The following is a 13,183-nucleotide window of genomic DNA, read 5'->3' as shown; positions in this document are numbered from 1 at the left end:
CCGGGCCGACCCGTAACCGCGAGGATCGTCCGCGGTTATAGCGGTGGGGTTCCCGCTGTCCATGACCAGACCCACGCGCCCTCGAACGCCGCACCGCCGAAGACGCCGTCGCCGTCGGTGCCCGCGTCCGCGCGCGGCGTACGGCCCTCAGCGGAGCCGCGACATCGACGCCACACGGCCGAGGGGGCCGCAGGCGTCCGATGCCGTGCGGCAGCGGGACCCGAGTCCGGCCCGCCGCCGATGGCGCTGGCCGGTCTCCTGGGACAGCGGAGGACAGGGAGCCGTGACCGTGACGGAGTCTGCGCACGAGGGGTGCGCGTCGGACGACGCGCACCTCCTGCACGACGGGATCCTGCGGCGCCAGTCCGCGCGTGAGTCGGCGGCCCGCACCTACGCGCGCGTCCTGCCGATCGTGCCGGTCAGGGCGCGCGGGCTCACCATCGAGGGAGCGGACGGCCGGCGCTACCTGGACTGCCTCTCGGGCGCGGGCACCCTGGCCCTCGGGCACAACCACCCGGTCGTCCTGGAAGCCATCCGCAAGGTCCTCGACTCCGGTGCGCCCCTGCACGCCCTCGACCTGGCCACCCCCGTCAAGGACGCCTTCGTCACCGAGCTGTTCCGCACCCTGCCGGCCGGCCTCGCGGACCGGGCCCGCGTGCAGTTCTGCGGGCCCGCGGGGACGGACGCGGTGGAGGCCGCGTTCAAACTCGTCCGGACGGCCACCGGACGCGGCGGCATCATGGCCTTCACCGGCGCCTACCACGGGATGACCGAGGCCGCGCTCGCCGCGTCCGGCCACGCTTGCGACGTACGGGTCGCCCGGCTGCCCTATCCGCAGGACTACCGCTGTCCCTTCGGGCTCGGCGGCTCCCGCGGGGCCGAACTCGCCGCCCGCTGGACGGAGTCCGTGCTGGACGACCCCAAGTCCGGGGTCCCGCTGCCCGCCGGGATGATCCTTGAACCCGTGCAGGGCGAGGGCGGGGTGATCCCCGCGCCGGACTCCTGGATGCGCCGCATCCGGCAGCTCACCGAGGAGCGGTCCGTGCCCTTGATCGCCGACGAGATCCAGACCGGAGTCGGCCGCACGGGCGCCTTCTGGGCGGTGGACCACAGCGGGGTGACGCCGGACGTGATGGTGCTCTCGAAGGCCATCGGCGGCAGCCTGCCGCTGGCCGTCGTCGTCTACCGCGACGACCTCGACGTCTGGGAACCGGGAGCCCACGCGGGAACCTTCCGCGGCAACCAGCTCGCCATGGCGGCGGGCACCGCGACCCTCGCCCACGTCCGCGAGAACCGTCTCGCCGAACGCGCCGCCGTCCTCGGTTCCCGCATGCTCTCCCGGCTCCGTGAACTGGCCGGGCGCCACGCCTGCGTCGGTGACGTGCGGGGCCGCGGGCTGATGCTCGGCCTCGAACTGGTCGACCCCGATGCGGAGTCGGAAGCGGCCACGGAGCCGGGCCGGAGGGCGGCCACCGCGACGGGCCGGGGCAGCGGTGCGGGCACCGGCCCCGCCGGCCCGGCGGAGGTTCCCGCTGCGGACGACGGCACCCGGCGGTCCGTCGCGCTCCCGGCCGGCCCCGCGGTGCGCCGGCCGCCCGCCGCGCCGGGGATCGCAGCCGCCGTGCAGAGGGAGTGCCTGCGACGGGGTCTGATCGTCGAACTCGGCGGCCGTCACGCCAGTGTGGTCCGGCTCCTGCCCCCGCTGACCCTCACCGACGAGCAGGCGGCGGCGGTGCTCGACCGGTTGTGCGACGCGGTCGAAGCCGCAGCCGTGAGCCGGCCCGGACGCGTGGGCGGGCAGTTCCCCCCGCTCCGACGGCGACCGCCGTCCACCACCGGTCCGGACGGAACGGGCTGACGCCCGCGGCGAGACCCCCGTGGCCCACCGCGCCGCCCGCCCTGTCCCCGGGCGCGCACGGACAGACGGCCGCGAACCCCAGACGGCGCAGAGGGCGCACAGACCACACAGACCACAGACGACGCGGCCGACCTTGCCGACGCAGGCAGCGCGTGCGACACGGACGGCCCCCGACACCGAGGAACCGCCTTGAACACCACCCCCACACACCGCGGTCACTCCGTACCTCCCCCCGGAACGAACGACACAGTCCCTCACCAGCCGGGCACTTCCTCCCCCCACCAGCCGCCGCGGGCGACGGCCGCTGCCGGCCCGGACGTCCCGGCCGACCCGCTGGATCACCCCGACCCGTTCACAGCCGCCCAGGCCGCCGGAGTCGAGAACCTGCTGCGCTGCTGGGTCCGTGAGACCGGTGTCTCCGCCCCCCGGGACGGCTTCCTCCGCATCCCCCTCCCGGCCAGTGGCACCGCGCTGCTGGTGCAGGTCCACCACCGGTCACCGGCCGGCTGGCACCGCTTCGGGCCGCCCCACCTGGCCGACGCTCCCCAGGGCGCCGCACCGGCCGATGCCGTCACGGTCGCCGCGCTGCTCGCCCGGGAAGTGGCCGGTCCGGCCGCCCCACCCCTGACACCGCAGGCGCCGGCAGCCTCCTCCGCCAGGGGACCCCAGGGCGAGGCGGCCGATCTGGTGGCCCGCGTCGCCGACTCCGTCCGACGTACCGCTCTCTTCCTCGCCGACCGTCGCGCCGACCCGGCCGACGGCCCCGACCGCTTCCTCTCCGCCGAACAAGCCCTTCTGTTCGGGCATCCGCTGCACCCGGCCCCCAAGAGCCGCGAGGGGCTCTCGGAAACCGAGGCCCGGCACTGCTCACCCGAGTCACGGGGGTCCTTCGCCCTGCACTGGATGGCAGTGGCACCTGCCGTCCTCGCCGCCGACTCGGCCTGGACCGAGTCCGGGCGACCCGTGTCCGCCGACCGCATCACCGCCCGGCTCGCCGGGGACGGACCGAGGGTGCCCGACGGCCATGCCCTCCTGCCCCTGCACCCCTGGCAGATGCGCGAGGTACTGCATCGCCCCGAGGTGAGGGCACTCCTCGCCGCGGGCCTGCTGCGCGACCTCGGGCCTCACGGCCCCGACTGGCATCCGACCTCCTCCGTACGGACCGTCCACCGCAGTGGCGCGCCCGCCATGCTCAAGCTCTCCCTGGGCCTTCGCATCACCAACTCCCGTCGTGAGAACCTCCGCAAGGAACTGCACCGCGGTGTCGAGGTCCACCGCCTGCTGCGCGGTGGTCTCTCCCAGCAGTGGCGGGCCGCCCACCCCGGCTTCGACATCGTGCGCGACCCGGCCTGGCTGGCCGTCGACGACCCGGACGGGACTCCCGTGCCCGGACTGGACGTGATGATCCGGCACAATCCTTTCCGTCCGGCGGACGACGTCTCCTGTGTCGCCGGGCTCGTCGCCCCCAGGCCTTCCCCCCGGAGCGCGCCGTGCCCGCCACCGGTGGGGAGCCGGTCCCGGCCGGCGGCCGGTCGGACGACGCGCTCCCGCCTCGCCGAGGTCGTCATGCGTCTCGCCGCCCGAACCGGACGTCCGCGGGGAGCCGTCGCCGCCGAGTGGTTCCTGCGCTACCTCGAACAGGTGATCCGGCCCGTGCTGTGGCTGGACGGCGAGGCAGGGATCGCCCTCGAAGCGCACCAGCAGAACACGCTGGTCCTGCTCGATGCCGACGGCTGGCCCGCAGGCGGTCGCTACCGCGACAACCAGGGCTACTACTTCCGCGCCTCGCGGCACGCGGAACTCGACGCCCGGCTGCCCGGCATCGGCGCCCGCAGCGACACCTTCGTCTCCGACGAGGTCACCGACGACCGCTTCGTCTACTACCTCGGCTTCAACAACGTGTTCGGGCTCATCGGCGCCTTCGGCTCCCAGCGCCTCGGCGACGAGAGCCTGCTCCTGGCCGCCTTCCGCCGCTTCCTCGCCGACGCCGCCACCGGTCCGGGGCGCATGCGCTCCACACTGCCGGCCCGCCTGCTCGACTCACCGGTCCTGCCCTGCAAGGCCAACCTGCTGACCCGGCTGCACGGCCTGGACGAACTCGTCGGTCCGGTCGACACCCAGTCCGTCTACGTCACCGTCACCAACCCCCTCCACTCCTGAACGCCGCCACGGTCCCGCGACGGCTCCGCCGGTGCCACGGGCCGGTCCCGGACCGGATCCTCCTCGCCGCTCCACCTCCGGTCAGCCTCGTTCAGCCCCGCCCCACGCCCCACGCCGCACGCCCCAAGCCCCGCGCCCCGTGCCACCGAGGACCGTGTCCCACCTCGTTCCCGCCACCGCCTTCCGAGAGGAGCGCCCCATGTCTCCCATCGACGCCGGCGCCGCCGCCTGCCACGGCCCCGCCACCCCGTCCCCCGCCGGAACGGACCCCGGCCCCCCGGCCCGCCTCCGCGACACCGGTCCGGGCACGACCGGTCCCGTCTCGCGCCCCCGGGCCGCCGAGGAGTGCGCCGACGCCGAGGACACGCTCGACCTGCGTCTGCCCGAGGACTTCGTCGCGCTCTTCGCCGACCCGGCCCGAGCGCGCACCGCCGGCCGGGCCGACCTCCTCGACGGCGTCGGAGACTGGGGACCCACCGTCACGCCCGTCGGCACCTTCCAGTTGGTCACCGTCCTGGTCGAGCGTGACCTGCCGGTCGTCAGCCGCTGGATGAACGAGCCCGCGGTCGCCGAGTTCTGGCACCTGGCCGGGCCACCGAGCGTGACCGAGGAACACCTGCGCGCGCAGGTGGACGGCGACGGGCGCAGCGTTCCCTGCATCGGACTGCTGGACGGCATGCCGATGAGCTACTGGGAGATCTACCGGGCCGATCTCGATCCGCTGGCCCGGCACTACTGCGCACGTCCGCACGACACCGGTGTCCACCTCCTCATCGGCAGTGCCGCCGACCGCGGCCGGGGTGTCGGCAGCGCCCTGCTGAGAGCGGTGGCCGACCTCGTACTCGCCGAGCGCCCCGCCTGTTCCCGCGTGGTCGCGGAACCCGATCTTCGCAACGGCCCCTCCCTCTCCGCTTTCCGGGCCGCCGGCTTCCGGCTCTCCGCCGAGGTGGACCTGCCCGGCAAACGGGCCGCGCTCATGCTTCGCGACCGGACCTCCCGCAGGCCGCTGTGACAGTCCGCCCCGTCCTCGTCACGTCTGGTGCACCGGCCGACGCGAATCGGTTCCCCCTTCCAGCGCCCCGTCCCGGGCCGCCCTCTTCCGGCTCCACCCCGCGCCCCGGGCGGGAAGGGCCGCGCACCGTTACCGGACCGGACGGGCCGGGCACCGATACCGGACCGGGGGTCCCGCGCACCGGTGCACCGCCGCCCGTCCCGGCGTCCGGGACCCGTTTGTCAGTCCGGAGCCGTAGGGTGGTCGCGCTATGACGAAGCCCTCTCTCCCCGAACTCCTGCATGCCGCCGTCGCCGCCGTCGGCGGCACGGAGCGCCCCGGCCAGGTGACCATGGCCCAGACCGTCTCCGACGCGATCGACGACGGTTCGCACCTGCTGGTCCAGGCCGGCACCGGCACCGGAAAGTCCCTCGGCTACCTCGTGCCGGCGCTCGCGCACGGAGGCCGGGTCGTGGTGGCGACGGCCACGCTGGCCCTGCAGCGCCAGCTGGTCGAGCGGGACCTGCCGCGCACGGTCGACGCCCTGCACCCGCTGCTGCGCCGCCGCCCGGAGTTCGCGATGCTCAAGGGCCGGTCGAACTACCTGTGCCTGCACCGCCTGCACGAGGGTGTGCCGCAGGACGAGGAGGAGGGCCTGTTCGACCAGTTCGAGGCGGCAGCACCCACCAGCAGGCTGGGGCAGGACCTGCTGCGGCTGCGCGACTGGTCGGACGAGACGGAGACCGGGGACCGGGACGACCTCACACCGGGCGTCTCGGACCGGGCCTGGGCGCAGGTCTCGGTCTCCTCCCGGGAGTGCCTGGGCGCCTCGAAGTGCGCCTACGGGGCGGAGTGCTTCGCCGAGATGGCCCGCGAGCGCGCCAAGCTCGCCGAGGTGGTCGTCACCAATCACGCGCTGCTCGCGATCGACGCCATCGAGGGCGCGCCGGTCCTTCCGCAGCATGAGGTACTGATCGTCGACGAGGCGCACGAGCTTGTCTCGCGGGTGACGGGCGTGGCCACCGGTGAGCTGACCCCGGGGCAGGTCAACCGCGCCGTGCGCCGCGCCGCGAAGCTGGTCGACGAGAAGGCCGCCGACCAGTTGCAGACGGCCGCCGAGGGCTTCGAGCGGCTGATGGAGCTGGCCCTTCCCGGTCGTCTGGAGGAGATCCCGGAGGATCTCGGCTATGCGCTGATGGCGTTGCGGGACGCCTCCCGCACCGTCATCTCGGCCATCGGCGCCACCCGTGACAAGTCGGTCCAGGACGAGGACGCGGTCCGCAAACAGGCGCTCGCCTCCGTGGAGAACGTGCACGATGTGGCGGAGCGGATCACCAACGGTTCCGAGTGGGACGTGGTCTGGTACGAGCGCCACGACCGTTTCGGCGCCTCGCTGCGCGTCGCCCCCATGTCCGTGTCGGGCCTGCTGCGGGAGAAGCTCTTCACCGACCGCTCCGTGGTGCTCACCTCCGCGACCCTGAAGCTCGGCGGCGACTTCAACGGCGTCGGCGCCTCGCTCGGCCTCGCCCCCGAGGGCACGCAGGGCGAGGACGTGCCGCAGTGGAAGGGGGTGGACGTCGGTTCGCCGTTCGACTACCGCAGGCAGGGCATCCTGTACGTCGCCAAGCACCTGGCGCGCCCCGCGCGGGACGGTGACCGCGGGGACATGCTCGACGAGCTGACGGAGCTGATCCAGGCGTCCGGCGGCCGGACGCTCGGCCTGTTCTCGTCGATGAGGGCGGCCCAGCTCGCCGCGGAGGAGCTGCGCTCGCGCGTCCCGGAGTTCCCGATCCTGCTCCAGGGTGAGGAGACGCTGGGCGAGCTGATCAAGAACTTCGCGGCCGATCCGAAGACCTGCCTGTTCGGCACCCTCTCGCTCTGGCAGGGCGTCGACGTCCCCGGTCCCAGCTGCCAGCTGGTCGTGATGGACAAGATCCCCTTCCCGCGTCCGGACGACCCGTTGATGAGCGCCCGCCAGAAGGCGGTGGAGGAAGCCGGGGGGAACGGCTTCATGGCCGTCGCCGCGACGCATGCGGCGCTCCTGATGGCCCAGGGCGCCGGGCGCCTCGTCCGTGCGTCGGGGGACCGGGGGGTGGTCGCCGTCCTGGATCCGCGGCTGGCCACGGCCCGCTACGGGGGCTATCTGAAGGCCTCGCTGCCGGACTTCTGGTACACCACCGACCGCAACCAGGTGCGGAAGTCGCTCGCGGCCATCGACGCGGCGGCGCAGCAGGTGGAGGGCGAGCAGGTCGCGAAGTGATCGCGGGGTGGCCTGAGCGGCGCCGCTCAGGCCACCCCGCGAGGGGAACACGTCTGTCCGCGCCTGTCCCGGGGTCGTGCGCGTGGCCCCCCAGCCGGCCCGGAGCACGGCACGGAGCCGGGGCCGCGGCCTGTCGGTGGCCGGACAGCACAGGACCCCGGAACCGGCGCAGGGGTTCCGGGGCCCGGTCAGGGGCGGGTCGGTGGACCCGTCCGGCGGTGGTCTCAGACGCGCCGCAGGACGGCGACCACCTTGCCGAGAATGGTCGCGTCGTCACCGGGGATCGGTTCGTACGCCGCGTTGTGCGGGAGGAGCCAGACGTGCCCGTCCTCACGCTTGAAGCGCTTGACCGTGGCCTCTCCGTCGATCATGGCGGCCACGATGTCGCCGTTCTCGGCGACCTGCTGGCGGCGGACGGTCACCCAGTCGCCGTCGCAGATCGCGGCCTCGATCATCGAGTCGCCGACGACCTTGAGGACGAACAGCTCACCGTCGCCGACCAGCTGCCGGGGGAGCGGGAAGACGTCCTCGACGGACTCCTCGGCGAGGATCGGGCCGCCGGCGGCGATCCGCCCGACGAGCGGGACGTAGGACGCGGCCGGCTTGCCCACGGTGTCCGTGGGCTGCAGCGTCGCGGCCTGGTCGGAGCCGCGGACCTCGTACGCGCGCGGGCGGTGCGGGTCGCGCCGCAGGAAGCCCTTGCGCTCCAGCGCCATCAGCTGGTGGGCCACCGACGAGGTGCTGGACAGCCCCACGGCCTGGCCGATCTCCCGCATGGACGGCGGGTAGCCCCGTCGCTGCACCGAGTCCCTGATGACTTCGATCACCCGGCGCTGGCGATCGGTGAGTCCCGAGCTGTCGGCCCGGATGCCTGGAGGTCGCCCCGGCAGGGAGCGCTTGTGTCCCTCGGGGTTCGCGGCTTCGTTCATCGCATGCACCGGCTCGAGTCGGCCCTGGGGGCGGTCCTGGGCAGTGATGGTGGCACTGTCTGCGGTGGTGGTCACGTCGGCCCCTCTCGATGGTCTCCCTCCGGCACAACGGTAGTTGCTTTCGAAAGGTTGCGCCAAACACACGTTCGAGTGAAAAACCGCGAATGGTCTGGCTTGATCATGTTTCTGGGTGTATAGGTGGCGCGGTGCCCGGCAGGCAAAAGGGCCCATTGCTGTACTCTTCACCGCCGGGGTGCGGCCCCTTCGGACCGCTGCCCCAGTCTGCCATCCGGCGGCCCGTCGACAGGGTGCCGGTCGCTCATCTGCCGGACAGTCCCACGCGTCCTCCGTGCGGCGTTCACGGTATCTCCGTACGCCCGCGGGCGGTGCCGGCGGGCGTCGGCGTGTCTTCCTCCGCCGCGCGGGCCCGAGGCGGCTCCGCGGGCCGGGGCCCGTCCTTCCGCGACACGCGTGCCCTGCGGGGCACGTACCAGCCAATCCCTACATCTAGTGGTTGGATAGCTACAGCAGCCCACAAGTTGTGTTCCCCCGGGTCTTCGGTCCTCCCGGCATCGCCTATGCTTGGGGCTGCTTCGGCGGGGCCCATGAGGTCCTGCGTAGCCATTGAGTCTGCTGTGAGGAGGGTTGGAGTCCATGCACTGCCCCTTCTGCAGGCACCCCGACAGCCGTGTCGTCGACAGCCGTACGACGGACGACGGCACGTCGATCCGCAGGCGCCGCCAGTGCCCTGACTGCTCTCGCCGGTTCACGACCGTCGAGACGTGTTCGCTCATGGTGGTCAAGCGGTCCGGAGTCACCGAGGCCTTCAGTCGCACCAAGGTCATCAACGGCGTGCGCAAGGCGTGCCAGGGGCGGCCTGTCACGGAGGACGCGCTGGCCCAGCTGGGGCAGCGGGTCGAGGAAGCGGTGCGGGCCAGCGGGAGCGCCGAGGTGGCCGCTCACGAGGTGGGGCTCGCCATACTCGGCCCCCTGCGGGAGCTGGACCTCGTCGCCTACCTGCGGTTCGCGTCCGTGTACCGGGCGTTCGACTCGCTGGAGGACTTCGAGTCCGCCATCGCGGAGCTGAGGGAAGGAACGCGACGCCCCGGCGCGCAGGAGGAGGACGGCGACGGCGCCGTCACGGGGAGCCAGGAAGACGATCGCGGGCGCGGTGGGACGGCTGAGGTCCCCCTGCCCGCACGCGCCGCCGACTGATCGGCGGGCCGGTCCGGACCGCGGGTCCGGACCCGGCTGTGCGGCGGCGAGGAAGACGGTTGCGGGCGGCAGCGACAGGGGTGCCCGCAGCACCAGACAGAACACCGTGTCTCGGAACATCGGGACACTTCAGGGCGTTTTCGCCCGTATCAGGGAGGCGGCATGACAGAGACGGCGAGCGGTCCGGCACGAGGTTCCCGCGCCAAGGGCGGCAAGGCTGGGAACAAGGGGCTGCACATCGAGCGCATCCACACCACCCCCGGCGTACACCCGTACGACGAGGTGAGCTGGGAGCGCCGTGACGTCGTCATGACCAACTGGCGCGACGGCTCGGTCAACTTCGAGCAGCGTGGCGTCGAGTTCCCCGACTTCTGGTCGGTGAACGCGGTCAACATCGTCACCAGCAAGTACTTCCGCGGTGCCGTCGGCACCCCGCAGCGCGAGACCAGCCTGAAGCAGCTGATCGACCGCATCGTGAAGACGTACCGGAAGGCCGGTGAGGACTACAAGTACTTCGCCTCGCCCGCCGACGCCGAGATCTTCGAGCACGAGCTGGCGTACGCCCTCCTGCACCAGATCTTCAGCTTCAACAGCCCCGTCTGGTTCAACGTGGGCACCCCGCAGCCCCAGCAGGTCTCCGCCTGCTTCATCCTGTCCGTCGACGACTCCATGGAGTCGATCCTCGACTGGTACAAGGAAGAGGGCATGATCTTCAAGGGCGGCTCCGGCGCCGGCCTGAACCTCTCCCGGATCCGTTCCTCCAAGGAACTGCTCTCCTCCGGCGGCAACGCCTCCGGCCCCGTCTCCTTCATGCGCGGCGCCGACGCCTCCGCCGGCACCATCAAGTCCGGTGGTGCCACCCGCCGCGCCGCCAAGATGGTCATCCTCGACGTCGACCACCCCGACGTGGAGGACTTCATCGAGACGAAGGTCAAGGAGGAGGAGAAGATCCGCGCCCTGCGCGACGCGGGCTTCGACATGGACCTGGGCGGCGACGACATCACGTCCGTCCAGTACCAGAACGCCAACAACTCCGTCCGTGTGAACGACGAGTTCATGAAGGCGGTCGAGCAGGGCGGCAAGTTCGGTCTGCGCGCCCGGATGACCGGCGAGGTCATCGAGGAGGTGGAGGCCAAGTCCCTCTTCCGCAAGATGGCCGAGGCCGCCTGGGCCTGCGCCGACCCGGGCATCCAGTACGACGACACGATCAACCACTGGCACACCTGCCCGGAGTCCGGCCGGATCAACGGCTCGAATCCCTGCAGCGAGTACATGCACCTGGACAACACGTCCTGCAACCTCGCCTCGCTGAACCTGATGAAGTTCCTCAAGGACGACGGCAAGGGCAACCAGTCCTTCCAGTCCGAGCGCTTCGCCAAGGTCGTCGAGCTGGTCATCACCGCGATGGACATCTCGATCTGCTTCGCGGACTTCCCGACCCAGAAGATCGGCGAGAACACCCGCGCCTTCCGCCAGCTGGGCATCGGCTACGCCAACCTCGGCGCCCTGCTGATGGCGACCGGCCACGCCTACGACTCCGACGGCGGCCGCGCGCTGGCCGGTGCCATCACCTCCCTGATGACCGGCACCGCCTACAAGCGCTCCGCCGAGCTGGCCGCGGTCGTCGGACCGTACGACGGCTACGCCCGCAACGCGCAGCCGCACCAGCGCGTCATGAAGCAGCACGCCGACGCCAACGCTGTCGCCGTGCGCATGGACGACCTGGACACCCCGGTGTGGGCCGCCGCCACGGAGGCCTGGCAGGACGTGCTGCGCCTCGGTGAGAAGAACGGTTTCCGTAACTCCCAGGCGTCCGTCCTCGCGCCGACCGGCACCATCGGCCTCGCGATGTCGTGCGACACCACCGGTGTCGAGCCCGACCTCGCGCTGGTCAAGTTCAAGAAGCTGGTCGGCGGCGGCTCGATGCAGATCGTCAACGGCACCGTCCCGCAGGCCCTGCGCCGCCTGGGCTACCAGGAGGAGCAGATCGAGGCGATCGTCGCCCACATCGCCGAGCACGGCAATGTGATCGACGCCCCGGGTCTCAAGCAGGAGCACTACGAGGTGTTCGACTGCGCCATGGGCGAGCGCGCCATCTCCCCGATGGGCCACGTCCGCATGATGGCCGCGATCCAGCCGTGGATCTCCGGTGCCATCTCCAAGACGGTCAACATGCCGGAGTCGGCGACCGTCGAGGAGGTCGAGGAGATCTACTTCGAGGCCTGGAAGCTGGGCGTCAAGGCGCTGGCGATCTACCGCGACAACTGCAAGGTCGGCCAGCCGCTCTCCGCCAAGACCAAGGACTCCGACAAGAAGCCCGAGGCCGCCGAGGAGAAGCAGCCCAAGGTCGAGAAGGTCGTCGAGTACCGCCCGGTCCGCAAGCGTCTCCCGAAGGGCCGGCCCGGCATCACCACCTCCTTCACCGTCGGCGGCGCAGAGGGCTACATGACCGCCAACTCCTACCCGGACGACGGTCTCGGCGAGGTCTTCCTGAAGATGTCCAAGCAGGGCTCGACCCTCGCGGGCATGATGGACGCCTTCTCCATCGCGGTCTCCGTCGGCCTCCAGTACGGCGTGCCGCTGGAGACGTACGTCTCGAAGTTCACCAACATGCGCTTCGAGCCGGCCGGCATGACCGACGACCCGGACGTGCGGATGGCCCAGTCGATCGTCGACTACATCTTCCGCCGCCTGGCGCTGGACTTCCTGCCCTTCGAGACGCGCTCCGCGCTCGGCATCCACTCCGCCGAGGAGCGTCAGCGCCACCTGGAGACCGGCTCCTACGAGCCGATCGACGAGGAGGTCGACGTCGAGGGGCTGGCCCAGTCGGCGCCCCGGCAGACCGACCTGAAGGCCGTCGCCACGCCGAAGGCCGAGGCCGAGGTGGCCGCGCCCGCCCCGAAGGAGGCGCACACCAGCGCTGAGCTGGTCGAGATGCAGCTGGGCATCCAGGCCGACGCCCCGCTCTGCTTCTCCTGCGGCACCAAGATGCAGCGCGCCGGTTCCTGCTACATCTGCGAGGGCTGCGGCTCCACGAGCGGCTGCAGCTGACCTGACGGGCAGGCCATGAGGTGAGAGGCGCCGGCCACGGCCGGCGCCCCTCACCTTCGTCCCGTCGCTCCGGCTACGGCCGGTGGATGCGCCCCATGCTGCGGGTGAACGTCGCGGGGTCGTCGTCGAACCCGTGGACGCCGGGGTGGAAGACCCAGCCGCCCGACTCGTCGCGCGCGAACTCCGCGACGGCGGCGGCCCGGGCCCTGGGCACACCGCCGAAGTCGTCCTGGGCGAGGACGGTGTAGCCCTCGCGGATCCGCAGCCCGGGGTCGAGGACGTCGGCGAAGGCGCGGTGCGCGGCGCGCTGCTGGATCACGACACCGACGACCACGCGCGCGTACCTGGTGTCGAGCCGGTCGAGTTCGAGCGTCATGACCTCGTCCCAGCCGAAGCCCCTGCCGTCCGTGCTGTCCCGGTTCAGGTAGATCGTGCCGTCGGGGGAGCGGCTGTCGAAGTGCACCACGTAGACGGGGTCGCCGTACGGATCGTCCGCCAGATAGGTGCCGGCCACGATGTCCAGGTCCGTGGGCGGCTGCCCCGCCGGACTGGGGTCCCACTTGAGCGCCACCTCGATCTTGCGGATTCCCTTGCTGAGCCCGCTCACCGGACTCCCCCTTCCCCGTGCTCCGGTTGCCCCGCCTGCCCCAACTTCCGGCATGCGAACGTTTGTTGTCCATCGTGCCATGCCGGCCGGTGCGTCTGGGCGGGCGTTGTCT

General features: G+C 72.0%; 8 protein-coding genes. 6 read left to right on the top strand and 2 right to left on the bottom strand.

The features are described 5' to 3' along the window. The first annotated feature begins 283 nt into the window (after positions 1-283). From AC6I72_RS08100 to AC6I72_RS08085, 4 genes are all read left to right on the top strand, one after another. Positions 284-1,858 carry a diaminobutyrate--2-oxoglutarate transaminase family protein gene (locus AC6I72_RS08100; protein ID WP_498000188.1) on the top strand — a complete coding sequence of 525 codons (1,575 nt, stop codon included), beginning with the start codon at positions 284-286 and terminating at the stop codon, positions 1,856-1,858. Positions 1,859-2,047: 189 nt separating this feature from the next. After that, on the top strand, positions 2,048-4,018 hold the full coding sequence (locus AC6I72_RS08095) for an IucA/IucC family protein (protein WP_498000187.1): 1,971 nt from the start codon (positions 2,048-2,050) through the stop codon (positions 4,016-4,018). Between the two features lie 199 nt (positions 4,019-4,217). Then, entirely contained in the window at positions 4,218-5,030 is an 813-nt protein-coding gene (locus AC6I72_RS08090) for a GNAT family N-acetyltransferase (protein WP_498000186.1), read from the top strand. Between the two features lie 250 nt (positions 5,031-5,280). After that, positions 5,281-7,269 carry an ATP-dependent DNA helicase gene (locus AC6I72_RS08085; RefSeq protein WP_498000185.1) on the top strand — a complete coding sequence of 663 codons (1,989 nt, stop codon included), beginning with the start codon at positions 5,281-5,283 and terminating at the stop codon, positions 7,267-7,269. Positions 7,270-7,493: 224 nt separating this feature from the next. On the opposite strand, the gene lexA is transcribed toward AC6I72_RS08085, so the two are convergent. Further along, a complete protein-coding gene (gene lexA / locus AC6I72_RS08080) occupies positions 7,494-8,273 on the bottom strand; it encodes a transcriptional repressor LexA (RefSeq protein ID WP_037856788.1) in 780 nt (259 codons plus the stop codon). A 579-nt stretch (positions 8,274-8,852) separates the two neighbouring features. On the opposite strand from lexA, the gene nrdR reads away from it, so the two are divergent. Together nrdR and AC6I72_RS08070 are read left to right on the top strand one after the other, a co-directional pair. After that, on the top strand, positions 8,853-9,413 hold the full coding sequence (nrdR, locus tag AC6I72_RS08075) for a transcriptional regulator NrdR (RefSeq protein ID WP_498000184.1): 561 nt from the start codon (positions 8,853-8,855) through the stop codon (positions 9,411-9,413). 162 nt (positions 9,414-9,575) lie between these two features. Beyond that, on the top strand, positions 9,576-12,464 hold the full coding sequence (locus AC6I72_RS08070) for a vitamin B12-dependent ribonucleotide reductase (RefSeq protein ID WP_498000183.1): 2,889 nt from the start codon (positions 9,576-9,578) through the stop codon (positions 12,462-12,464). A gap of 73 nt (positions 12,465-12,537) precedes the next feature. Here AC6I72_RS08070 and AC6I72_RS08065 read toward each other — a convergent pair whose 3' ends face one another. Beyond that, positions 12,538-13,071 carry a TerD family protein gene (locus AC6I72_RS08065; RefSeq protein WP_498000182.1) on the bottom strand — a complete coding sequence of 178 codons (534 nt, stop codon included), beginning with the start codon at positions 13,069-13,071 and terminating at the stop codon, positions 12,538-12,540. Positions 13,072-13,183 lie beyond the last annotated feature (112 nt).

The organism is Streptomyces sp. Xyl84, from assembly GCF_059731885.1.
Note: the sequence above shows the minus strand (reverse complement) of the source record. Positions and strands in the feature narration are given on the sequence as shown.